This is a genomic window from Streptomyces tateyamensis (assembly GCF_003205575.1).
Classification (GTDB): domain Bacteria; phylum Actinomycetota; class Actinomycetes; order Streptomycetales; family Streptomycetaceae; genus Kitasatospora; species Kitasatospora tateyamensis.
On the sequence record NZ_PYBW01000011.1, the window covers coordinates 122574 to 143830 of the forward strand.

The 21257-nt window shown below is 74.0% G+C and carries 21 protein-coding genes and 1 riboswitch; of the genes, 9 read left to right on the forward strand and 12 right to left on the reverse strand.

Annotated elements, in window-relative coordinates:
- Positions 1-16 precede the first annotated feature (16 nt).
- Positions 17-1243 carry an NAD(P)/FAD-dependent oxidoreductase gene (locus C7C46_RS03305; RefSeq protein WP_281278515.1) on the reverse strand — a complete coding sequence of 409 codons (1227 nt, stop codon included), beginning with the start codon at positions 1241-1243 and terminating at the stop codon, positions 17-19.
- A 75-nt stretch (positions 1244-1318) separates the two neighbouring features.
- Positions 1319-1431: riboswitch (TPP riboswitch) on the forward strand.
- Between C7C46_RS03305 and thiO the strand changes: the two genes are divergently transcribed.
- The 4 genes from thiO (at position 1426) to pknB (ending at position 5614) form a co-directional block, all read left to right on the forward strand.
- Positions 1426-2574, forward strand: coding sequence for a glycine oxidase ThiO (gene thiO, locus C7C46_RS03310; protein WP_110665453.1), 1149 nt, complete (start codon positions 1426-1428; stop codon positions 2572-2574). It overlaps the preceding riboswitch by 6 nt.
- Entirely contained in the window at positions 2571-2780 is a 210-nt protein-coding gene (gene thiS / locus C7C46_RS03315) for a sulfur carrier protein ThiS (RefSeq protein WP_110665455.1), read from the forward strand. The genes thiO and thiS overlap by 4 nt, the downstream gene beginning before the upstream one ends.
- 3 nt (positions 2781-2783) lie before the next feature.
- On the forward strand, positions 2784-3581 hold the full coding sequence (locus C7C46_RS03320) for a thiazole synthase (protein WP_110665457.1): 798 nt from the start codon (positions 2784-2786) through the stop codon (positions 3579-3581).
- 98 nt (positions 3582-3679) lie between these two features.
- Complete coding sequence (gene pknB / locus C7C46_RS03325; RefSeq protein WP_110665459.1) at positions 3680-5614, forward strand: Stk1 family PASTA domain-containing Ser/Thr kinase; 1935 nt, start codon at positions 3680-3682, stop codon at positions 5612-5614.
- Positions 5615-5626: 12 nt separating this feature from the next.
- Here pknB and C7C46_RS03330 read toward each other — a convergent pair whose 3' ends face one another.
- On the reverse strand, positions 5627-6256 hold the full coding sequence (locus C7C46_RS03330; protein ID WP_110665461.1) for a sulfite oxidase-like oxidoreductase: 630 nt from the start codon (positions 6254-6256) through the stop codon (positions 5627-5629).
- Positions 6257-6457: 201 nt separating this feature from the next.
- Between C7C46_RS03330 and bfr the strand changes: the two genes are divergently transcribed.
- Positions 6458-6940, forward strand: coding sequence for a bacterioferritin (bfr, locus tag C7C46_RS03335; protein WP_110665464.1), 483 nt, complete (start codon positions 6458-6460; stop codon positions 6938-6940).
- A 15-nt stretch (positions 6941-6955) separates the two neighbouring features.
- Here the strand turns inward: bfr and C7C46_RS03340 are convergent, their stop codons facing one another.
- Both C7C46_RS03340 and C7C46_RS03345 read right to left on the reverse strand, forming a co-directional pair.
- The gene (locus tag C7C46_RS03340) at positions 6956-7228 is read right to left on the reverse strand and encodes a (2Fe-2S)-binding protein (protein ID WP_110665466.1); all 273 of its coding nucleotides are present in this window, start codon (positions 7226-7228) and stop codon (positions 6956-6958) included.
- A 143-nt stretch (positions 7229-7371) separates the two neighbouring features.
- Positions 7372-8706 (reverse strand): class II 3-deoxy-7-phosphoheptulonate synthase, encoded by a 1335-nt coding sequence (locus C7C46_RS03345; protein WP_110665468.1) that lies wholly within the window; start codon positions 8704-8706, stop codon positions 7372-7374.
- Between the two features lie 305 nt (positions 8707-9011).
- Here C7C46_RS03345 and C7C46_RS03350 point away from each other — a divergent pair, with 305 nt between their 5' ends.
- Positions 9012-10958: a chorismate-binding protein gene (locus C7C46_RS03350; RefSeq protein ID WP_110665470.1), complete on the forward strand. Its 1947-nt coding sequence runs from the start codon at positions 9012-9014 to the stop codon at positions 10956-10958.
- Between the two features lie 30 nt (positions 10959-10988).
- On the opposite strand, the gene C7C46_RS03355 is transcribed toward C7C46_RS03350, so the two are convergent.
- From C7C46_RS03355 to C7C46_RS03365, 3 genes are read right to left on the reverse strand one after another with little or no spacing between them, the layout of a single operon-like run.
- Positions 10989-11630, reverse strand: coding sequence for a response regulator (locus C7C46_RS03355; RefSeq protein WP_110665533.1), 642 nt, complete (start codon positions 11628-11630; stop codon positions 10989-10991).
- 17 nt (positions 11631-11647) lie between these two features.
- On the reverse strand, positions 11648-12793 hold the full coding sequence (macS, locus tag C7C46_RS03360; RefSeq protein WP_245984081.1) for a MacS family sensor histidine kinase: 1146 nt from the start codon (positions 12791-12793) through the stop codon (positions 11648-11650).
- Between the two features lie 26 nt (positions 12794-12819).
- A complete protein-coding gene (locus C7C46_RS03365; protein ID WP_110665538.1) occupies positions 12820-13617 on the reverse strand; it encodes a lysophospholipid acyltransferase family protein in 798 nt (265 codons plus the stop codon).
- A 186-nt stretch (positions 13618-13803) separates the two neighbouring features.
- Here C7C46_RS03365 and C7C46_RS03370 point away from each other — a divergent pair, with 186 nt between their 5' ends.
- A complete protein-coding gene (locus tag C7C46_RS03370; protein ID WP_110665472.1) occupies positions 13804-14586 on the forward strand; it encodes an alpha/beta hydrolase in 783 nt (260 codons plus the stop codon).
- A gap of 25 nt (positions 14587-14611) precedes the next feature.
- The gene (locus C7C46_RS03375; RefSeq protein ID WP_181442162.1) at positions 14612-15157 is read left to right on the forward strand and encodes a hypothetical protein; all 546 of its coding nucleotides are present in this window, start codon (positions 14612-14614) and stop codon (positions 15155-15157) included.
- Between the two features lie 30 nt (positions 15158-15187).
- Here C7C46_RS03375 and C7C46_RS03380 read toward each other — a convergent pair whose 3' ends face one another.
- The 5 genes from C7C46_RS03380 to C7C46_RS03400 form a co-directional block, all read right to left on the reverse strand.
- A complete protein-coding gene (locus tag C7C46_RS03380) occupies positions 15188-15946 on the reverse strand; it encodes an endonuclease/exonuclease/phosphatase family protein (protein ID WP_110665475.1) in 759 nt (252 codons plus the stop codon).
- A 64-nt stretch (positions 15947-16010) separates the two neighbouring features.
- Positions 16011-16958: an ROK family glucokinase gene (locus C7C46_RS03385; RefSeq protein ID WP_110665477.1), complete on the reverse strand. Its 948-nt coding sequence runs from the start codon at positions 16956-16958 to the stop codon at positions 16011-16013.
- Between the two features lie 223 nt (positions 16959-17181).
- Positions 17182-17427 (reverse strand): DUF5304 family protein, encoded by a 246-nt coding sequence (locus C7C46_RS37190; protein ID WP_110665479.1) that lies wholly within the window; start codon positions 17425-17427, stop codon positions 17182-17184.
- A gap of 103 nt (positions 17428-17530) precedes the next feature.
- Positions 17531-18709: an ArsA family ATPase gene (locus C7C46_RS03395; protein ID WP_110665482.1), complete on the reverse strand. Its 1179-nt coding sequence runs from the start codon at positions 18707-18709 to the stop codon at positions 17531-17533.
- The gene (locus C7C46_RS03400) at positions 18709-19143 is read right to left on the reverse strand and encodes an SRPBCC family protein (protein WP_110665484.1); all 435 of its coding nucleotides are present in this window, start codon (positions 19141-19143) and stop codon (positions 18709-18711) included. The genes C7C46_RS03395 and C7C46_RS03400 overlap by 1 nt, the downstream gene beginning before the upstream one ends.
- Positions 19144-19432: 289 nt before the next feature.
- Between C7C46_RS03400 and C7C46_RS03405 the strand changes: the two genes are divergently transcribed.
- Positions 19433-21223, forward strand: a complete 1791-nt coding sequence (locus C7C46_RS03405; RefSeq protein WP_110665487.1) for an AMP-dependent synthetase/ligase — start codon at positions 19433-19435, stop codon at positions 21221-21223.
- Positions 21224-21257 lie beyond the last annotated feature (34 nt).

Genomic DNA, 21257 nt, shown 5'->3' on the forward strand with positions numbered 1-21257 from the left:
ACCAGCCTGCCATCCTTCAGGGCCGCCGCGCACCAACCGCCGATTTCAGCGGCACCTCGGGGTCCGCGGCCAGCGCCGGGTCGAGCTGCCCGCCCTGGTCGATCAGGCGGCGGGCCTGGGCCAGGTCGCGCGGGCGGTCGACGGTGAGCAGCGCGGTGAGCACGCCCTCGCGCAGCCACAGCGCGGTCCAGCCGGCCTCCTCGGGGCAGCCGCGCCGGATCAGCTGGTCGCCCGCCCGGTGGCGGCCGGCGTACTGGACCATGCGGCCGAACTGCTCGGACCAGAAGTACGGGACCGGGTCGTACGGCCGGTCGGCCCCGAGCAGCGCCTGGGCCACCGCGCGGCCCGAGTGCAGCGCGTGGTCCCAGTGCTGGACGTTGATCCGCTCGCCGAACCGGGCCGAGGGGTAGGAGACGCAGTCGCCGGCCGCGTACACACCCGGCAGCGAGGTGCGAAGGCGGTCGTCGGTCAGGATCGCTCCGGCGGCGTCCCGGGCGACCGGGCTGCCGGCCAGCCAGTCGGTGTCGGGGCGGGCGCCGATGCCGACCACCACCTGGTCGGCGGGCACCGCGGTGCCGTCGGCCAGCCGGACCGCGCCGGGCGCCACCTCGGCGACCCGGGCGCCGAGCAGCAGCCGCACCCCGGCCTCGGCGTACCAGCGCTGCATCGGCGCGGTCAGCTCGGGCGGCAGTGCGCCGGCCAGCGGGGCCGCGGCCGCCTCCAGGACGGTCACCTCGCAGCCCAGCGCCCGGGCGGCGGTGGCGGTCTCGGCGCCGATCCAGCCGGCCCCGACGAGCACCAGTCGCTGACCGGGGGTCAGGAGCTGACGCAGTGCCAGGCTGTCGTCGAGGGTGCGCAGCAGCCGCCCCCGGCCGCCGCCCGCGGCTGCCCCTGCCCCTGCCCCGCCCGTGCCGGGCAGCGGCAGCGCGGTGGCGCCGGTGGCCAGCACCAGGTGGTCGTAGGGCAGCTCGCCGGCGTCGGTGGCCAGCACGCCGTCCCCCAGGCCGGTCGCGGTGCGGCCGAGCGCCAGGTCGACGCCCAGCTGCGCCCAGTCCAGCTCGAAGGCGGTCCGGTCCGCCTTGCCCAGCAGCACGTCCTTGGAGAGCGGCGGCCGGTCGTACGGCAGGTGCTGCTCCGCGCCGACCAGGGTCACCGACCCCGACCAGCCGCCCTCGCGCAGCGCCACCGCGCACTGCGCCCCGGCCATCCCCGCCCCGACGATCACCACCCGCTCATCAGCCACCGGCCCACTGTAGCGGTGGGTGTCCCACCCCATGGGCGGTTGCTTCAAGCCGGTCCGGGACCGGAGTTAGGGTGGGGTCATCCTCACGGGAGCCCGGCGCACCGGGCTGAGAGGCAGGCTGCGACGGCCTGCGACCGTCCGAACCTGATCCGGGTCATTCCGGCGAAGGGAGAACCGTTCTCTTGTCACGCTCCGATGCGGACGTCCTGGTGGTGGGCGGCGGCCTGATCGGCCTCGCCGTCGCCTGGCGCAGCGCCGGTCGCGGCCTGCGGGTGGCCGTGGTCGACCCGGACCCGGGCCACGGCGCCGGCCAGGTGGCGGCCGGCATGCTCGCCCCCGTCACCGAGCTGCAGTACGGCGAGGAGCCGCTGCTCCGGCTGGGCCTGGCCTCCAACGCCCGCTACGCCGGCTTCGCGGCCGAGCTGGAGGCCGCGAGCGGTCTGCCGACCGGCTACCGCGCCACCGGCACGCTGGCCGTCGCCCTGGACGCCGACGACAAGGCCGAGCTGAGCGAGCTGCACGCCTTCCACCGGCGCCTGGGCCTGGACTCGACCTGGCTCACCGGCCGCGAGGCCCGCAGGCTCGAACCGATGCTGGCCCCGGGCATCCGCGGCGGCCTGCACGTGGCCGACGACCACCAGGTGGACGGCCGCCGGCTGCTGGCCGCCCTGCTGCGCGCCTGCGCGCACGCGGGCGTCACCGTGCACCGGGGCACCGCCGCCGAGCTGCTGGTCGAGCACGACCGCGCCACCGGCGTGCGGCTGAGCACCGGCGAGCTGCTGACGGCCGGTCGGACCGTGCTCGCGGCCGGCTGCCACAGCCACCTGCTGCCCGGTCTGCCGGACGGGGTGCTGCCGCCGGTGCGCCCGGTCAAGGGCCAGATCCTGCGGCTGCGGATCCCGCCGGCCTACCGCCCGTTCCTGAGCCGCAACGTCCGCGCGGTGGTCCGCGGCAGCCACCTCTACCTGGTGCCGCGCGCGGACGGCGAGCTGGTGATCGGCGCGACCAGCGAGGAGCAGGGCTACGACACCACGGTGACCGCCGGCGGCGTCTACGAGCTGCTGCGCGACGCGCACGAGCTGGTCCCCGGGATCACCGAGCTGCCGCTGGTGGAGACCGGTGCCGGCCTGCGCCCGGGCTCGCCGGACAACGCCCCGCTGCTCGGCCCGACCGCGCTGCCCGGCCTGGTCGCCGCCACCGGCCACTACCGCAACGGCGTGCTGCTCACCCCGGTCACCGCCGACCTGCTCGCCGACTACCTGGCCACCGGCGCCGTCCCCGCCCTCGCCGCCCCCTTCTCCCCCAGCCGCTTCGTCCGGAGCCCCGCATGAACCAGATCCCCCTGACCGTCAACGGCGAGCCGCGCGAGCTCGCCGGGCCCGCCACCCTGGCCGAGCTGGTCGCCGAGCTGACCGGCGCCCGCGCCGGGGTGGCCGCCGCGGTCAACGAGGCCGTGGTGCCGCGCGGCGCCTGGCCGACCACCCCGCTCGCGGCCGGCGACCGGGTGGAGATCCTCACCGCGGTCCAGGGGGGCTGACCCGTGGCCGACGACCTGCTGACCATCGGCGGCACCAGCTTCACCTCCCGCCTGATCATGGGCACCGGCGGCGCCCCCAGCCTGGAGGTGCTGGAGCAGGCGCTGCGGGTCTCCGGGACCGAGCTGACCACGGTGGCGATGCGCCGGGTCGACCCGGGCACCCAGGGCTCGGTGCTGGACGTGCTGGTCCGCAACGGGATCCGGGTGCTGCCCAACACGGCGGGCTGCTTCACCGCCGGCGAGGCGGTGCTGACCGCGCGGCTGGCCCGCGAGGCGCTGGGCACCGACTGGGTCAAGCTGGAGGTGATCGCCGACGAGCGGACCCTGCTGCCGGACCCGATCGAGCTGCTGGACGCCGCCGAGACCCTGGTCGACGACGGCTTCACGGTGCTGCCTTACACCAACGACGACCCGGTGCTGGCCCGCAAGCTGGAGGACGTCGGCTGCGCGGCGATCATGCCGCTGGGCTCGCCGATCGGCTCCGGCCTGGGGATCCGCAACCCGCACAACTTCCAGCTGATTGTGGAGAGCGCCGGCGTGCCGGTGGTCCTGGACGCCGGCGCGGGCACCGCCTCCGACGTGGCGCTGGCGATGGAGCTCGGCTGCTCGGCGGTGATGCTGGCCTCGGCCGTCACCCGGGCCCAGGAGCCGGTGCTGATGGCGGACGCGATGCGCCGGGCCTGCGAGGCGGGGCGGCTGGCCTACCGGGCCGGCCGGATCCCGCGCCGCTTCCACGCCGAGGCCTCCTCGGCGATGGCCGGCCGGGCCGACCTGGACCACCGCGAGCGGCCCGCCTTCTGACGCCCCGTGGGACGGGCGGCGCGGCGGACCGGGACGGGGTACCGAACCAGGACGTACGTGTCACCCAACCGTGCCCTGGCCGCCCCTACACTCCTACGGTGGACACGACGTTGAACGACCCCCTGATCGGAGCGCTGCTCGACGGCCGGTACCGGGTCGAGGAGCGGATCGCGGTCGGCGGCATGGCCACCGTGTACCGCGGCACCGACACCCGGCTGGACCGGGCGCTGGCGCTCAAGGTGATGCACCAGGCGCTGGCCGGCGACGACGGGTTCACCGAGCGCTTCATCCGCGAGGCCAAGGCGGTGGCCCGGCTCTCGCACCCCAACGTGGTCAACGTGTTCGACCAGGGCGCGGACGGCGGCGTGGTCTTCCTCGCCATGGAGTACGTGCCCGGGCGCACCCTGCGCGACCTGCTCGACGACCGCGGCGCGCTCTCGGTGCGGGCCGCCCTGGACGTGCTGGAGCCGGTGCTGGCCGCGCTCGGTGCCGCGCACCGGGCCGGCCTGGTGCACCGGGACGTCAAGCCGGAGAACGTGCTGATCACCGACGGCGGCCTGGTCAAGGTGGCCGACTTCGGCCTGGTCCGCCAGCTCACCGGCGCCTCGGTGACCGACACCACCACGCCCGGTCAGATCATGGGCACCGTCTCCTACCTGGCGCCGGAGCAGATCCAGCCGCAGGACGGCACCGACCAGCGGGTGGACGTCTACGCGGCCGGCATCATGCTGTACGAGCTGCTGACCGGCAGCAAGCCCTACGTGGGCGAGAACCCGCTGCAGGTGATCTACCGTCACCTCAACGAGGACGTGCCCGCCCCCTCGCTCACCGTGCCCGGCCTGCCGCCGGAGCTGGACGCGATAGTGCGCGCCGCGACCGCCCGGGCGCCGCTGGCCCGCCCGTGGGACGCGGTCGAACTGCTGGCCACCCTGCAGCGGGTGCGCCGTCAGCTGACCCCGGCCCAACTGGACGTGGAGCCGCCGGCCGCCACCCGCCCGACCCCGCGGTTCGGCAGCAGCGAGCCGACCTCGGTGCTGTCCGTCCCGCCGGAGCGGACCAGCGTGCTGCAGCAGCCGCTGCTGCCGCCGGTGCGCCCGTACCACGAGGTGGAGCCGCCCGCGCCGGCGCGCCCGCCCCGGGCCAAGCGGTCCCCGCGGTCCCGGCGCGGCCTGGTCTGGGGCGTGGTGCTGGCGGTGCTCGCCGCCGTGGTGGCCACCACCAGCTACCTGCTCTCGGGGGCCGTCTACACCACCGTGCCCGGCGTGCTCGGGCAGACCAGGCAGCAGGCCCAGACGACGCTGGACGGGGTCGGGCTGACCGGCCACTTCGTGCAGGCGTTCAGCGAGACGGTGCCGGCCGGGCAGGTGGTCGCCACCGATCCGGCGGTGGGTCAGAAGGTGCAGAAGAGCGACGGGGTGAAGGTCACCGTCTCCAAGGGCCCGGAGCGGATCGCGGTGCCGGACCTGGCCGGCAAGCCGCTCGACCAGGCCCGCGCGGCGCTGGGTGCGGCCCGGCTGACCCCGGGCACCACCACCGAGGACTTCAGCGCGAGCGTGCCGCAGGGCTCGGTGATCTCCAGCTCGCCCGCCGCCGGCCAGGCGCTGGCGCCGAACGCGCCGGTGGCGCTGGTGGTCTCCAAGGGCGCGGCCCCGGTGCCGGTGCCGGACGTCACCGGCAAGCCGATCGACCAGGCGCAGTCGCTGCTGACCGGTGCGGGCTTCAAGGTGGCGCTGGCCACCGACCAGGCCTACTCGGACAGCGCGCCGGCCGGTGCGGTCGCCTCCCAGGACGTGAGCGGCACCGCCGCGCCCGGCAGCACCGTGACGCTGACCGTCTCCAAGGGCCCGCAGCCCGTCCAGGTGCCGAGCGTGACCGGGATGAACGAGACGGACGCCACCAAGGCGCTGACCGCGGCCGGGTTCAAGGTGAAGAGCACCGGGCTGAACTTCTTCGGCCTCAGCTCGGTCTCCGGCCAGAGCCCGCAGGCCGGGTCGACGGCGCCGAAGGGCAGCACGGTCACCATCAGGTTCTGAGGCCCTGGGCGCCTAGCTGAGCGGCCCGTCGCCGGGCTCCTCCTGGTAGGAGTAGCGCTGCTCCTGCCACGGGTCGGCGCGGTTGTGGTAGCCGCGCTCCTCCCAGAAGCCGCGCCGGTCGGCGGTCATGTACTCCACCGCGCGCACCCACTTGGGGCCCTTCCAGGCGTACCGCCCGGGGACCACCAGGCGGACCGGGAAGCCGTGCTCCAGGGTGAGCGGCTCGCCGTCGTGGTGGGTGGCGAAGACGGTGCTCGGGTCCGCGAAGACGGCCAGCGGGAGGTTGGCGCTGTAGCCGTACTCGGCCCAGACCATCACGTGGGTGGTCCCGGGGTCGGGCGGCACCAGGTCGAGCAGGGTGGCCGCGGCGATCCCGCTCCACTCGGCGTCCAGCATGGAGAACCGGGTCACGCAGTGCAGGTCGACCCGCACCGTGGTGCGCGGCAGCCGGTGGAAGCCCTCGTGGTCCCAGCTGTGCTTGTCGCCCGAGGCGGTGGCACCGAACACCTGGAGGTCCCAGCTGAGTGGTTTGAACCGGGGCACCGGCCCGTAGTGCAGCACCGGCCAGCCGCGCTGCAGCCGCTGGCCCGGAGGGAGCCTGGGGTCCGACTGACCTGCTGCTGCTTCCGCGGACTGACCCATGGCTCCATGGTGACAGACGGCGGGCAGCGCTCGGTGCACGCCCCACGGGAGGCCTGCGCGCCCCCCGAATGCCCCAGTCGCCAGTAAATCGGTCAAACCGACACATAAACGAGTGAGTGTGAACTTACTGGAAATATCACCCGTTGCGGTGCCAGGATGCGTCCAACCAGAGCGTCCAGCCAGCCAAGGAAGGCATCCGCCATGAAGGGCGACCCCGAGGTCATCGAGTTCCTCAACGAGCAGCTCACCGCCGAACTGACCGCGATCAACCAGTACTTCCTGCACGCGAAGATGCAGGAGAACTTCGGCTGGACCAAGCTCGCCAAGTACACCCGGCACGAGTCCTTCGACGAGATGAAGCACGCCGAGGCGCTCACCGACCGGATCCTGCTGCTCGACGGACTGCCCAACTACCAGCGGCTGTTCCACGTCCGGATCGGGCAGACGGTCAAGGAGATGTTCGAGGCCGACCGGCAGGTGGAGGTCGAGGCGATCGACCGGCTGCGCCGCGGCATCGTGGTGATGCGGGCCAAGAACGACATCACCTCGGCCAACCTCTTCGAGTCGATCCTGGCCGACGAGGAGAACCACATCGACTACCTGGACACCCAGTTGGAGCTGGTCGAGCGCCTGGGCGAGCCGCTCTACCTGTCCACCCTGATCGAGCAGCCCGAGGAGAGCTGAGCCCGGACGGCCCGGTCAGGCCACCCGGCGGCCCGGCACCAGCGGCGCGGGCGCGTTGCGCTCAGCGGTGAGCTCCGGATCGGCCAGCCCCAGCTTGGCGGCCAGCCGCGCGGTGGGGCACGGTCGGCCACCGTGTTCCCCCAGCAGCGCCTGGATCCGCCGCACGCAGGACCCGCAGTCGGTCCCGGCCTTGCAGCCCTGGGCTATCCGGCGCGGGGAGTCGGCACCCGCGTCGATCGCCTGCTTGACCTGGTCCTCGGTGACCGCATGGCACATGCACACGTACATCGCGGTCTCTCCCGGGTGGTGCGGGGGCTCGGAAGCCCGGCGAGCATTCAGCTAAGCCTTACCTTACCTGGAAGCCCGGAAACGCAGAAGACCCTGCTCCGCGGTACGGAGCAGGGTCTTCGTCACACTCGGGCCGGTCCGCCTCAGTGGCCGCGGTACATCTCCGCCACCAGGAAGGCCAGGTCCAGCGACTGGCTGCGGTTGAGCCGCGGGTCGCAGGCCGTCTCGTAGCGCTGGTGCAGGTCGTCGACCAGCACCTCGTCGCCGCCGCCGACGCACTCGGTGACGTCGTCACCGGTCAGCTCGACGTGGATGCCGCCCGGGTGGGTGCCGAGCGAGCGGTGCACCTCGAAGAAGCCGCGCACCTCGTCCAGCACGTCGTCGAAGCGGCGGGTCTTGTGCCCGGTCTGGGCCTCGAAGGTGTTGCCGTGCATCGGGTCGCAGATCCACACCGGCTGCGCACCGGAGGCGGTGACCTTCTCCACCAGGGTGGGCAGGTGGTCGCGGATCTTGCCCGCACCCATCCGGGTGATGAAGGTGAGCCGGCCCGGCTCGCGGTCCGGGTCCAGCCGCTCGATCAGGGTCAGCGCCTCGTCCACCGTGGTGGTGGGGCCGAGCTTGATGCCGATCGGGTTGCGGATCTTGGAGGCGAACTCGATGTGCGCGCCGTCCAGTTGGCGGGTGCGCTCGCCGATCCAGACCATGTGGCCGGACACGTCGTACAGCTCGCCGGTGCGGGAGTCCACCCGGGTCAGCGCCGTCTCGTAGTCCAGCACCAGCGCCTCGTGCGAGGAGTAGAACTCGACGGTCTTGAACTCCTCCGGCGCGACGCCGCAGGCCTGCATGAAGCTGAGCGCGTTGTCGATCTCCTTGGCCAGCCGCTCGTAGCGCTGGCCGGCCGGCGAGTTGCGCACGAAGTCCTGGTTCCAGGCGTGCACCTGGCGCAGGTCGGCGTAGCCGCCGGTGGTGAAGGCGCGGACCAGGTTCAAGGTGGCGGCCGAGGCGTGGTACATCCGCTTCAGCCGCTCCGGGTCGGGGCGGCGGGCCTCGGGGGTGAACTCGAAGCCGTTCACCGAGTCGCCGCGGTAGACCGGCAGCGTCACGCCGTCGCGGGTCTCGGTCGACTTGGAGCGGGGCTTGGAGTACTGGCCGGCGATCCGGCCCACCTTGACCACCGGCACCGAGGCGGCGTACGTCAGCACGGCCGCCATCTGCAGCAGGGTCTTGAGCTTGTTGCGGATCTGGTCCGCCGAGACGGCGTCGAAGGCCTCGGCGCAGTCGCCGCCCTGCAGCAGGAACGCCTCACCACGCGCGACGGCGGCAAGCCGGGCGCGCAGCTGGTCGCACTCGCCGGCGAAGACGAGCGGCGGATACGAAGCGAGGTCCGCAAGAGCGGTGCGCAGCGCCTCGGAGTCCGGCCATTCGGGCTGCTGCGCCGCGGGCAGGGTCTGCCAGGTGTGGAGAGAGTTCACGGTCACACAGGCAAGGCTACGGGGTGCCACAACCGATTTGTGCGCCTTGCCCGCGTGCTGAGACGCGCCGCGGACAATCGCCGGGACCCCGTCCATTCCCGGTGCCGCAGCCACCCGGCGGCCCCGCGATGGGCTAGCGTCACAGCCGTGAACACGCCGCACCCCTTCTCCTGGTGGTGGCCCATCCCCGTGGTGGCCCACTGATCGCGCGTGACTGACGACAGACCGGCCGCCCCACGGGGCGGCCGTCGGCGTACCAGGACGGCTCTCCCCGAAGCGCGGACCTCCCTCCGAACGGAAAGAAGCCGCACGTGACGAGTTCCACCTCCGCCGCAGCCCTGATCCAGCGGCTCACCGCCCCCGGCGCGCCCGCCTTCGCGCTGCTGCACCGCCGAACCCCGCGGCTGGCGCCCGACACGGTCGAGCTGCTGGTCGGCGAGGTCGGCGAGTACGACACCCTCGCCGAGCTGCCGCTGCCCGCCGGCGCACCCGCCGACGCCCGTCCCCGGCACGACCTGCTGGCCCTGGTCCCCTACCGGCAGATCCGCGAGCGCGGCTTCGAGGCGCACGACGACGCCACCCCGCTGCAGGCGCTGCGGGTCACCGAGCAGTACGCGCTGCCGCTGGCCGAGGTGCTGGCCGCGCTGCCGCAGCTGCCGGTGGCGCTGGCCGAGGGCGCCGCCTTCGACATCGACGACGAGGAGTACGCCGGGATCGTCCGCCGGGTGATCGCGGACGAGATCGGCAACGGCGAGGGCGCCAACTTCGTGATCCGGCGCGACTTCCGGGGCCGGCTCGCGCACTACTCCCCGTCGCTGGCGTTCAGCCTGCTGCGCCGACTGCTGGACCAGGAGCGCGGTGCCTACTGGACCTACCTGGTGCACACCGGCGAGCGCGTGCTGGTGGGGGCCTCCCCCGAGGTCCACGTCCGCCAGTCGGGCGGGACCGTGGTGATGAACCCGATCTCCGGCACCTACCGGTATCCGGCCGGCGGCCCGACCCTGGCCGGCCTGCTCGACTTCCTGCACGACCCCAAGGAGCTCGAGGAGCTCACCATGGTGGTCGACGAGGAACTCAAGATGATGTGCACGGTGGGCGACCTCGGCGGCCAGGTGCTCGGGCCGCGGCTCAAGGAGATGTCCCACCTCGCGCACACCGAGTACGAGCTGCGCGGGCGCACCTCGCTGGACGTGCGCGAGGTGCTGCGGGAGACCATGTTCGCGGCCACCGTCACCGGCAGCCCGGTGCAGAACGCGACCCGGGTGATCCGCCGCTACGAGCGGACCGGGCGCGGCTACTACTCCGGCGCGCTGGCCCTGATCGGCCGCTCGGCCGGCGGCGGCCAGCTGCTGGACTCGCCGATCTGCATCCGCACCGCGGACATCGACCCCGCCGACGGGTCGCTGGTGGTCCGGGTCGGGGCCACCCTGGTGCGGCACTCCGACCCGGACTCCGAGGTCGCCGAGACCCATGCCAAGGCAGCCGGGGTGCTGGCCGCGATCGGCGCCCGCCCGGCCCCGGCCCGCTCCGGGGCGGCCCAGGGGCCGCGGCTGGCCGACAGCCACCTGGTGCAGGCCGCGCTGGACGCCCGCCGGGCCGACCTGGCGCCGTTCTGGCTGCGGATGCAGCAGCCGCTGGCGGAACCGCAGGGCGAGCCCACCCTGGTGGTGGACGGCGAGGACACCTTCACCGCGATGCTGGCGCACCTGCTGCGCTCGCTCGGACAGCGGGTGAGCGTGCTGCGCTACGACGCGGCGGGGCTGCGCGAGCGGGTGGCGGCGCACCGCGGGCCGCTGGTGCTGGGCCCCGGGCCGGGTGACCCGGCGGACCCGGCGGACCCGAAGATGGCGCTGCTGCGGCCGATCGTGGCCGAGGCGCTGGCGGCCGCGCGCACCGGCACCCGCCAGGCGCCGCTGCTGGCGGTCTGCCTCAGCCACCAGCTGCTCTGCGGCGAACTGGGCCTGGGCCTGCACCGCAAGGCCCGGGTGTACCAGGGGGCTCAGGAGAGCGTCGACCTGTTCGGAACCGCCCGCACGGTCGGCTTCTACAACACCTTCACCGCCCGCTGCACCGACGCGGACCGCGTCCGGCTGGCCGCCGAGGGCGTCGAGCTGGCCGCCGACCCGCTCACCGGCGACGTGCACGCCGTGCGCGGCCCGGGCTTCGCCACCCTGCAGTTCCACCCGGAGTCGGTGCTCACCCTGGACGGCGTGGGCATCGTCGCCGACCTGCTGCGCACCGCGGCCCCGGTCCACTGACCCACCGGCCGGACGGGGACCGACCGACCGTCAGTCCCCGTCCAGCCCCTGCTCGATCGCATACCGGGCCAGCTCCACCCGGTTGTGCAGCTGGAGCTTGCCCAGGGTGTTCTGCACGTGGTTCTGGACCGTGCGGTGCGAGAGCACCAGGCGCTCCGCGATCTGACGGTAGGACAGGCCCTTGGCCACCATCCGCAGCACCTCGGTCTCCCGGCCGGTCAGCTGCGGGACGGCGGCGGCCGGGGCGGGCGCGGGGGGCGCCACCGCGAGGCGGCGGTACTCGCCCAGCACCAGCCCGGCCAGCCCCGGGGTGAAGACCGGCTCGCCCGCCGCGGTGCGCCGCACCGCGTCCAGCAGCTCGTCCCGCCCGGCCGACTTCACCAGGTAGCCGGTGGCCCCCGACTTCACCGCCGCCAGCACGTCCGCCTGCTCCCCGCTGGCCGAGAGCACCAGCACCCGCACCGCCGGGTCGGCCGCCACCACCTGCCGGCACACCTCGGCCCCCGCCAGCAGCGGCAGGTTGAGGTCCAGCAGCAGCACCGCGGGGCGGGCCGCCCGGGCCCGCCGCACCGCCTGCTCGCCGTCCCCGGCGGTGGCCACCACCTCGAACCCGGCCTCCGCCAGGTCCCGGGCCACCGCCTCGCGCAGCATCGGGTGGTCGTCCACCACCATCACCCGCACGGCACCGGTCACGTCCGCTCCCTGGGTACTCGCAGTTCCACCTCGACGCCCTCCCCCGGCAGGCTGTGCAGCACCGCGGTGCCGCCCAGGTCGCGCATCCGGCCCTCGATCGACTGGGACACCCCGAGCCGCCCGGCCGCCCGCGCCTCGGCGAGCCGGCCCGGCGGGTAGCCGGGCCCGTCGTCGCGCACCGAGACGGTCACCGTGTCCGGCTCCTCCTCCAGCAGGATCCAGGCCCGCGCGGTCGGCCCGGCGTGCCGCGCCACGTTGTCCAGCGCCGCCCCCACCGCCGCCGCCACCTCGCCGGCCACCGGGACCGGCAGCAGCACCGGGCTTGCCGGACCGGCCAGGGTGACCCGCTCGGCCTGGTAGGGCCCGAGCAGCTCGCGCAGGTCCCGGGCGCCGCCCTGGGCCTGACGCGGCAGCACCGCACCCGCCATCAGCACCCGCAGCGCCCGCTCCTGCTCCCCCGCCAGCCGGGACAGTTCGCCCTCGTCCTGACGCTGGACCAGCGCGAGCACCTGGAGCACCCCGTCGTGGATGTCCCGGGAGAGGCGCTCGCGCTCCCGGGTCGCCGCCTCCACCCGCAGCGCCTCGGTCAGCGTGGCCTCGCCGGCCCGGGCCACGTCCATCACGTACCCGATCGCGCCGCCGACCAGCAGCAGCAGCACCGCGTCGTGCAGGTTGTCGCCGTCCAGCCCGCCGTGCCACAGCACGTTGGACCCGGCCAGCAGCAGCACGGCCGCCGTGGCCGGCTTCCAGCCGCCCTTGCCGGCGCAGCCCAGTACGGTGCCGCAGACCCAGATGCCGGGCAGGGTCAGCGAGCCGGCGGCGACCCGGGCCGGGGAGTCGTAGGCCCCGCTCAGGGCGATGCCGGTCAGCCCGACCACCAGGTCCACCGCCAGCACCGGCCACTTCAGCCGCCGCGGGTCGCCGAACGCCCGCATGGTGGCCAGCGTCCAGAGCACCAGTGCGCCCAGGTAGATCCAGCCGGCCACCGGGTGCAGGAAGCGGTGGAACGAGCCGGCGTACCGGGCCAGCGAGTAGGCCAGCGCCAGCACCCGGAAGACGCTGATGGCCCGCCAGAGCGGCAGCTCGACCGACATCCCGCCGGCGCCGACCGCCCCGTCCGGGCCACTGCGCAGTACTGCCATTCCCCGCTCCCCCGGTGCGGACCGCACTACTCGTGCGGCTGCTCCTGCTCCGCTGCCTTCTCCGCCTCGGCGGCGGCGGCCTTCTCGGCCGCCCGCTCCGCGGCCCGCTCGGCGCGCTGCTCGGCCCGGCGCTCGGCGTCGGCCCGCTTCTTCTCCTCGGCGATCTGCCGCTTGGCGGCGGTCGCGTAGATGTCCACGTACTCCTGGCCGGACAGCCGCATGATCTCGTACATCACCTCGTCGGTGACCGAGCGCAGGATGAAGCGGTCGTTCTCCATGCCCTGGTAGCGGGAGAAGTCCATCGGGCGGCCGATCCGGATGCCGGGCCGGATACCGAAGTTGGGGACCACCTGGCCGGGCGGCTGCACCTTCTCGGTGTCGATCATGGCCACCGGGATCACCGGCGCGCCGGTCTGCAGCGCGACCCGGGCCAGACCGCCGACCTTGCCGCGGTACAGCTTGCCGTCCGGCGAGCGGGTGCCCTCGGGGTAGACCCCGAACAGCTCGCCGCTGTCGATCACCGCTACCGCGCTGCGGATCGCCGCCTCGCCGGCTCCGCGCACGCCGGAGCGGTCCACCGGCAGCTGGCCGACCCCCTTGAAGAAGGCTGCGGTCAACTTGCCCTTGATGCCAGGCGTGTTGAAGTACTCCGCCTTCGCGATGAAGGTGACCCGGCGCTTGATCAGCGCGGGCAGGAAGAACGAGTCCGAGAACGAGAGGTGGTTGCTCGCGATGATCGCAGGACCCTCGTCCGGGATGTTCTCCGCACCTTCCATCCACGGCCGGAAGAAGATCCGCAGCATCGGCGCCACGATCATCTTCATCAGTCGGTAGAACAACCCGGACCTCCTGTATTGCAGACCGCACGATCCTAATGCCCCGGCGCGGCCCCGGGCGCACCCGGCGCCGTCCCACCCGGGCCGCCGGGTCTGTACGGGCCGCCGGCCACGTGGGACGATGCGGCTCCCGAGGCCGTCCGCCGCCGTGCCGTCTTCCCCGAGGAGCGTCAGATGCCGCTGCTGCCAGGTGCCGAGCCCTTCCACCACCGCGGCGGTCCCACCGGCGTGCTGCTCTGCCACGGCTTCACCGGCTCGCCGCAGTCGCTCCGTCCGTGGGCCGAGCAGCTGGCCGCGGCCGGGCTGACCGTCTCGCTGCCGCTGCTGCCCGGCCACGGCACCCGTTGGCAGGACCTGCAGGTGACCCGCTGGCAGGACTGGTACGCCGAACTCTCCCGCGAGCTCGCGGCGCTGCACGAGACCTGCACCGAGGTCTTCGTCTTCGGCCTGTCGATGGGCGGCGGCCTGGCCCTGCTGCTGGCCGCGGAGCACGGCGAGCGGGTGGCCGGCCTGGTGCTGGTCAACCCCTCGGTGCGCGCGGACAATCCGGCCGCCGTGCTGCTGCCGGTGCTGCGCCACCTGGTGCCCACCCTGCCCGGGGTGGCCGGGGACATCGCCGAGCCCGGGGTCGAGGAAGTCGGGTACGACCGGGTGCCGTTGAACGCGGCCTGGTCGCTGAGCCGCCTGTGGCGCCGGGTGCAGGAGTCACTGCCCCGGGTGAGCCAGCCGGTGCTGCTGCTGCACAGCCCGCAGGACCACGTGGTCTCACCGGCCAACTCCGCCCTGGTGCTCGCCCGGATATCCTCGGTCGACGTGACGGAGCGGCTGTGCGAGCGCAGCTTCCACGTGGCGACGCTGGATCGCGACGCCGGACTGATTTTCGAGGAATCCCTCGGGTTCGTCCGACGGTTGTCCATGGCGACGCAGCCCACCGAGGCCACCGATCAGCGGGGCTAGGGCCACCAGGAGCGAAGGGCCGGCAGTGCACGAGCACGAGCAGGAGAACACCCCCGCGGGCGACGGCGAGGAGCGCCCCCAGGAGAGTCAGCGGCGCCCCGCGCCGGTCCCCGGCAGCCAGGCCGAGCAGGATGCCATCTTCGCCGCGCTGGTCGCCCAGTTCGACGACCCGGTCGACCTGACCCGCCCCGACTGGCCGGAGATCGAGAACCTGCGGGCCCGTACCGAGGCCCCCGACCTGTCCGGCTTCACCCCGCAGCCGCGCCCGCGGGTGCCGGCCGAGGGCCCGCGAGACTGGGCCGCCGCCGAGGACCCGGACGAGGGGCACTACGTCCCGCCGGAGCCGCCCCCGCTGCCCACCGGCGACACCACCGCCAAGTTCGCCTGGATCGCCGTGCTCGGCGGCCCGGCCCTGCTCCTGTTCGACGCCCTGGTCTGGCGCGAGGTGGCCGGCTGGCCCGCCTGGGTCGGCCTGACCGCCTTCCTCGGCGGCTTCGTCACCCTGGTGGTCCGGATGAAGGACCGCAACGAGGACGAGCCCCCGGACCCGACCGGCGGCGCGGTGGTCTGACCCGCCGTCGGCCGCGCCCCCGCCAGGTCGTCAGGCCGCCGGGGGCAGCCGGAGCACCGCGAGCACCGGGAGGTGGTCGGTGGCGGCGAGCAGATCGGCCTGCGGGAGGCTGGGGACGCCGCTGGCCAGGACCTCGATGCCGGGGGAGGCGAAGACGGCGTCCAGGCGTTGGAACGGGTCGCCGGGGCGGGAGGTGTACTCGCCGCCCCAGGGCGCGGTGGCCCAGCCGTCCTGGTACTGCTCGGCCAGTTCGCGCCAGTCCCGGTCCTCCGGGTGCGCGTTGAAGTCGCCGCCGATCACCGAGTGCGCCAGACCCAGCCCCTGCTCGGGCAGCAGCCGGAACTGGGCCAGCCGCTCCTCGGGCTGCACGCTCAGGTGACAGCTGGTCAGGGCGAACGGCACCGCGCCGCCGATCCGCAGCACCGCGGTGGCGAAGCCGCGCGCATGCAGGCCGCGGCGCTTGGGCAGCAGGCGGTCGGCCCGGCGCTCCACCCGCACCGCGAGCCGGCCGAGCAGCAGCGGGCCGGCCGCGGTGCGACCGCCGCCGGACAGCACCACCGTCCCGGTGGACCGGGCCAGCCAGGAGGCCTGCCCCTCGGGGCGCCAGTACCGGGGCGACTCCTGGATGCAGACCAGGTCCGGCGCGCAGGCCCGGACCACCCGCACCAGGGCGGCCCGGTCGTCGCGCTGCGAGCGGATGTTGTAGCTGAGCACCCGTACCACCTCGCTCCCGTCGGGCAGCGGTCCGGACGGCGGCAGTTCGGCGATCACTCCATCGGCGGTGGGCATCCTGACACGCTACCGGCTCCGCCGAGGCGGAGCCGGTAGCGTGCGGACCGAAGTTGACGTCGGGTCAGGCGTGGGTGCGGGCCAGGTCGCCGGCGCCCACGATGCCCGCGGCCGAGCCCATCGAGGCGAGCACCACCTCGGCGCGCGGCCGGTGCACCCCGCCGGTCAGGTACGTCTCGAAGGCCTTGGCCACCGGGTCGAGCAGCAGCCGCCCGGAGTCCGAGACGCCGCCGCCGAGCACGAAGACGCCCGGGTCGAAGAGCGCGGCCAGGTCGGCCATGCCGCGGCCGAGCCAGTCGGCCACCTCGTCGTAGACCTCCAGGGCCAGCGGGTCGCCGGCCTCGGCCGCCTCGGTGATGTGGATGCCGCGGATGGTCTCGGCCACCCCGTCGTTCAGCTCCAGCATCCGCTTGCCGGCCACCGGGTCGGCCGCCGCCTTCTCCCGGCCGTAACGGCGCAGCGCCCGCCCGGAGGCGTACTGCTCCCAGCAGCCCTTGCCGCCGCAGCCGCAGAGCAGGCCGTCCGGGACCATGTTGAGGTGGCCGATCTCGCCGGCCACGCCGAACCGGCCGCGGTGCAGCCGCCCGTCCAGCACGATGCCGCCGCCGATCCCGGTGCCGACCGTGATCAGCACCATGTCCTCGTGCTCGGCCGCGGCGCCGAAGCGGAACTCGGCCCAGGCCGCGCAGTTGGCGTCGTTCTCCACCACCGCGTCCAGGCCGGTGAGCTCCTCGACCCGGCCGCGCAGCGGCTCGTTCTCCCAGGCGATGTTCGGCGCGAAGATCACCGTGGAGCGGTCGCGGGAGATGAAGCCGGGCGCACCCACGCCGACCGCGGTCACCGCGGGGTGCTGCTCCTTGAGGTCGCGCACGGCCTGGGCGATGGCGTCGACCGCCCACTGGGGGTCGGCCGGGGTGGGCACCCTGGTGCGGGCGAGGATCGCGCCGCTCTCGTCGACCACGCCGGCCGCGATCTTGGTGCCGCCGACATCGACGCCGATGGTCAGAGCCATGTGTCCCTCAGCAATTCGCTCGTGCCCGATGGGTGGAACGGTATCCGCCCGGCAGTACTCCCGTACAGACTTGGCCATACATTAACCGAAGACAAGCTCCGGCGAACCCCGCCGCGAGGCTTCAAAAGTCGTACGATCCGATCCGTTCGGTAGGCGCTGGGTCTCCCTCGGTAGTGAGGTCCAGACAACTTGTACCGAGGCTGCGCGCGGCTTCAGCTGCCGCTCACTCCTCGACGTCGATCGGCTCCGACTCGGCCGGGTCCGGTGCCGACCAGCGCTTCTCGTGCCCGGCCACGGCCGCCCGGTAGGCGGCCGCCAGCTCGCCGCCGGCGGCCTTCAGGTGGTCGAACACCTCGGGGTTGTCGGCCTGCAGCCGCCCGAAGAGCTGCTGGGCCTGCTCGCCCAGCGCGGTGGCCAGCTTGCGGACCTCGTCGACCAACGGGTTGTCGACAGGTTCTGAACTGCTCATCACGCGGCTCCCTCTCCCGCCCGCCGGTCGGCGGGCCCTGCTGTCGAAGCTACCGCCCTTGCCGGGTGAAGGGACTCAAGCCACTCGAGCCATGAGAAAGGACTCAGCCGCCGCTCGGCCAGAGCCCGGGGTCGGGGGCGAAGCGCAACGTCAACTCGCCGTCCCGCAGCGCGGCCCCCGCCACCGTGCAGCGCCGCAGCGCGCCGGGCAGCGGCAGGATCCGGCGGTACGGCCCGAGGGCGACCACCAGCTCGTCGCCGCGCCGGACCAGCTCCAGGTCGGCCCGCTCGGCGCCGGGCGCGGCCAGCCGCCAGACCAGCACCCCCTCCTCGGCCCGCCGGTCCTCGGCCCGCCAGGGCCAGCGCGCGGCGGGCTCCGGGCCGGCTCCGGGCAGCCCCGGGTACAGCTGGGCGGCCACCTCGGCCGGCGTCGCCGCGCTCCGGTCGGCCACCAGCAGCGGCACCCCGAGGTCGACCGCGGCCAGCCGGGCCCGCTCGGCCGCCGCCTGCTCGGCCAGCCACGGGTCCGCGGAGTGCGCGGCGGCGGCGGGCAGCGCCCGGTGCGCGGCCACCGAGTCAAGCCGGTGCCCGAACAGCGCCAGCCCGGCGGCGGCCCGGCGCAGCGCGGCGGGCGCGCAGGCACCGGCCTCCACCGCCAGGCGCACCGAGGTGTCCGGGGACTCGATCACCGCACGGGTGGCGGCCAGTTCGGCCGCGGCCCAGGACTTGGCCGAGTAGATCCAGTCGGCCGGCATCGGCACCCCGGCCACCGCGGCCAGCAGCGGGCGCAGCGCCCGGGCCGCCTGCTTCTGCTCGGGCACCAGCCGGGCCAGGTAGCGGTCCAGCTGCTCGGGCAGCGCCAGCGCCGCGGTCAGTGCGGCCGGCGGCGGGGCGGCCACCACCAGCAGGTCGTAGCTGCCCTCGGGCAGCCGCAGCGCGCGCAGCAGGGCGAGCTGGCCGGTACCGGGCAGGGCGGTCAGCTCGTCGCCGTCCAGCGGGTCGACGCCGAGCAGGTCGAAGCCGGTGCGCAGCCTGCCGTCCAGCGCGGCGACCGCGTGCCGGAACGCCTCCTGCTCGTCCAGCCGGACCGCCCACAGCCGCTCGGCGGCCCGCTCGGCCTTGCCGGTCAGCCGCAGTCCGAGCGGCTCGTCGAGCTGCCGGTGCGGGTCGTCGGCGGCCAGCAGCAGGGTGCGCAGGCCCTGGCCGGCGGCGTGCAGCCCGGTCGCGGCGGCCACCGCGGGCACCGCCGTGGCGTCCCCGGTGACCAGCACCACCCGGGTCATCAGGGCGTCTCGACCCGCTTCTTCAGCCCGGCCAGCGCCCGGTCGATGATCACCTTCTCGGCCTTGCGCTTGATCATCCCGAGCATCGGGATCTTCACGTCCACGGCCAGCTGGTACGTCACCTCGGTGCCGCCGGCCACCGGGGCCAGCGCGTAGGAGCCGTCCAGCGAGCGGAGCATCTGGCTCTTCACCAGGGTCCAGGAGACCTCGCGGTCCCCGTCCCAGGTGTAGGCGAGCACGTGCTCGTCGCGGATCGCCCCGGCGTCCAGCAGCAGCCGGACCTCGGTGGCCCGACCGGCCTCGCCGCGGCCGAGCACCTCGACCTCCTTGACCTCGCCCGTCCAGGCCGGATACGCCTCGAAGTCGGCGATCACCGCCATCACCTCGGCCGGGGTCGCCGCGATGACGATGCTCGACCTGGTGTGTTCCGCCATGGGTGGGCCTCCGCTGTGTCCCGGGCCGGCTGTGGGTGCCAGTCAGTGCCTCCGAAGGCTATCGCGGCCGGGCCTGCCCGCCGCTCGTGCGGGGCCTACCCACGGGTCACCCGGCGGCTGTCGTAGGGTTCGACCGGCGGTCGGCGGCGTTCGGCCGGGGTTCGTCCGCGTTCGGCCGGGGTTCGTCCCGGGATGTGACACTTCGAACACCGAGCCGGATCCCCTATCCGAACCTCCCTACTGGGCAGTAACGTCCTGCCGTCCCGCAGCGTCGCAGACAGGAGCAGTGGTGCTCGAGTTCAGCCTTCCGGCCCTTTACCAGGTTCCGAGCGGGGGCAACCTCTCCGACCTGGTGCACCAGAACGCCGAGCGACGCCCCGACGCCGCGGTCGTGGCCCGCAAACTGGGCGGGGACTGGCAGGACCTGACCGCGCGTGAGTTCCTCGCCGAGGTGCACCAGGCCGCCAAGGGCCTGATCGCGGTCGGCGTGCGCCCGGGCGACCGGGTCGCCGTGATGTCCCGCACCCGCTACGAGTGGACCCTGCTGGACTTCGCGATCTGGTGCGCCGGCGCGATCACCGTGCCGGTCTACGAGAGTTCCTCGGCCGAGCAGGTGCAGTGGATCCTCGGCGACTCCGGCGCGGTCGCGGTGGTCACCGAGACCGACGGCCACGCCGCCGTGGTCGAGTCGGTGCGCGAGCGGCTGCCCGAGCTGGCCCACAGCTGGCAGATCGAGCGCGGCGCGCTGGCCGAGCTGGCCAGGCTGGGCAGCGGCGTCAGCGACGCCACCGTGACCGAGCGCCGCTCGGTGCCCACCGAGGACTCGATCGCCACCATCGTCTACACCTCGGGCACCACCGGCCGCCCGAAGGGCTGCCAGCTGACCCACGGCAACTTCCTGGCCGAGCTGGGCAACGTGACGGCCCGGATGCCGGAGCTGTTCGTCGCCGGCCGGAGCTCGGTGCTGCTCTTCCTGCCGCTGGCCCACGTGCTGGGCCGGATCGCCGAGATCGCCGCCGCGATCTCCGGCACCAAGATCGGCCACGTCTCCGACATCAAGGACGTCACCGCCGAGCTGGCCTCGTTCCGCCCGACCCTGATCCTGGGCGTGCCCAGAGTCTTCGAGAAGGTGTACAACACCGCGCGGGCCAAGGCGCAGACGGCCGGCAAGGGCAAGATCTTCGACCGGGCCGCCGACACCGCGATCGCCTACAGCCGCGCGCTCGACCTCGGCGGCGCGGGCCTGGGGCTGAAGCTGCGGCACACGCTCTTCGACCGGCTGGTCTACCGCAAGCTGCGCGCCGCCCTGGGCGGCCGGGCCACCCACGCGATCTCCGGTGGCGCCCCGCTGGGCGAGCGGCTGGGCCACTTCTACCGCGGCATCGGCTTCACCGTGCTGGAGGGCTACGGCCTGACCGAGACCTGTGCGGCCACCGCCTTCAACCCGCACGACCGGCCGAAGATCGGCACCGTCGGCCAGCCGCTGCCGGGTTCCGCGGTGCGGATCGCCGAGGACGGCGAGGTGCTGCTCCAGGGCCCGCAGGTGTTCACCGGCTACTGGAACAACCCGACCGCCACCGCCGAGGCGCTGCGCGAGGGCTGGTTCGCCACCGGTGACCTGGGCGCCCTGGACCAGGACGGCTACCTGACCATCACCGGCCGCAAGAAGGAGATCATCGTCACGGCCGGCGGCAAGAACGTCGCGCCCGCGGTGATCGAGGACCGGATCCGGGCCCACCCGCTGATCGGCGAGGTGATGGTGGTCGGCGACCGCAAGCCGTTCATCGCCTGCCTGGTCACCATCGACGAGGAGTTCCTGCCCAAGTGGCTGGAGCTGAACGGGCGTCAGCCCGCCACCCTGGCCGAGCTGACGGGGGACCCGCAGCTGCTGGCCGCCGTCCAGGAGGCGGTGGACGAGGGCAACAAGGCGGTCTCGCACGCCGAGGCGGTGAAGAAGTTCAAGGTCCTGGACACCGTCTTCTCCGAGGCCAACGGCTACCTGACGCCCTCCCTCAAGCTCAAGCGCAACGTGGTGCTCAAGGACTACGCGGCGGACGTCGAGGCGCTCTACCAGAAGTAGACCGCGGAGCCGGCGGGCAACCCCCGCCGGCCGA

Coding starts and splice junctions, on each gene's coding strand:
- C7C46_RS37190 (WP_110665479.1), bottom strand. CDS start 17,427: ATGAGCAGTTCAGAACCTGTCGACAACCCGTTGGTCGACGAGGTCCGC.
- bfr (WP_110665464.1), top strand. CDS start 6,458: ATGAAGGGCGACCCCGAGGTCATCGAGTTCCTCAACGAGCAGCTCACC.
- C7C46_RS03365 (WP_110665538.1), bottom strand. CDS start 13,617: ATGAAGATGATCGTGGCGCCGATGCTGCGGATCTTCTTCCGGCCGTGG.
- C7C46_RS03355 (WP_110665533.1), bottom strand. CDS start 11,630: ATGGTGGTGGACGACCACCCGATGCTGCGCGAGGCGGTGGCCCGGGAC.
- C7C46_RS03370 (WP_110665472.1), top strand. CDS start 13,804: ATGCCGCTGCTGCCAGGTGCCGAGCCCTTCCACCACCGCGGCGGTCCC.
- C7C46_RS03395 (WP_110665482.1), bottom strand. CDS start 18,709: ATGACCCGGGTGGTGCTGGTCACCGGGGACGCCACGGCGGTGCCCGCG.
- C7C46_RS03400 (WP_110665484.1), bottom strand. CDS start 19,143: ATGGCGGAACACACCAGGTCGAGCATCGTCATCGCGGCGACCCCGGCC.
- C7C46_RS03340 (WP_110665466.1), bottom strand. CDS start 7,228: ATGTACGTGTGCATGTGCCATGCGGTCACCGAGGACCAGGTCAAGCAG.
- C7C46_RS03385 (WP_110665477.1), bottom strand. CDS start 16,958: ATGGCTCTGACCATCGGCGTCGATGTCGGCGGCACCAAGATCGCGGCC.
- C7C46_RS03380 (WP_110665475.1), bottom strand. CDS start 15,946: ATGCCCACCGCCGATGGAGTGATCGCCGAACTGCCGCCGTCCGGACCG.
- thiS (WP_110665455.1), top strand. CDS start 2,571: ATGAACCAGATCCCCCTGACCGTCAACGGCGAGCCGCGCGAGCTCGCC.
- macS (WP_245984081.1), bottom strand. CDS start 12,793: ATGGCAGTACTGCGCAGTGGCCCGGACGGGGCGGTCGGCGCCGGCGGG.
- C7C46_RS03330 (WP_110665461.1), bottom strand. CDS start 6,256: ATGGGTCAGTCCGCGGAAGCAGCAGCAGGTCAGTCGGACCCCAGGCTC.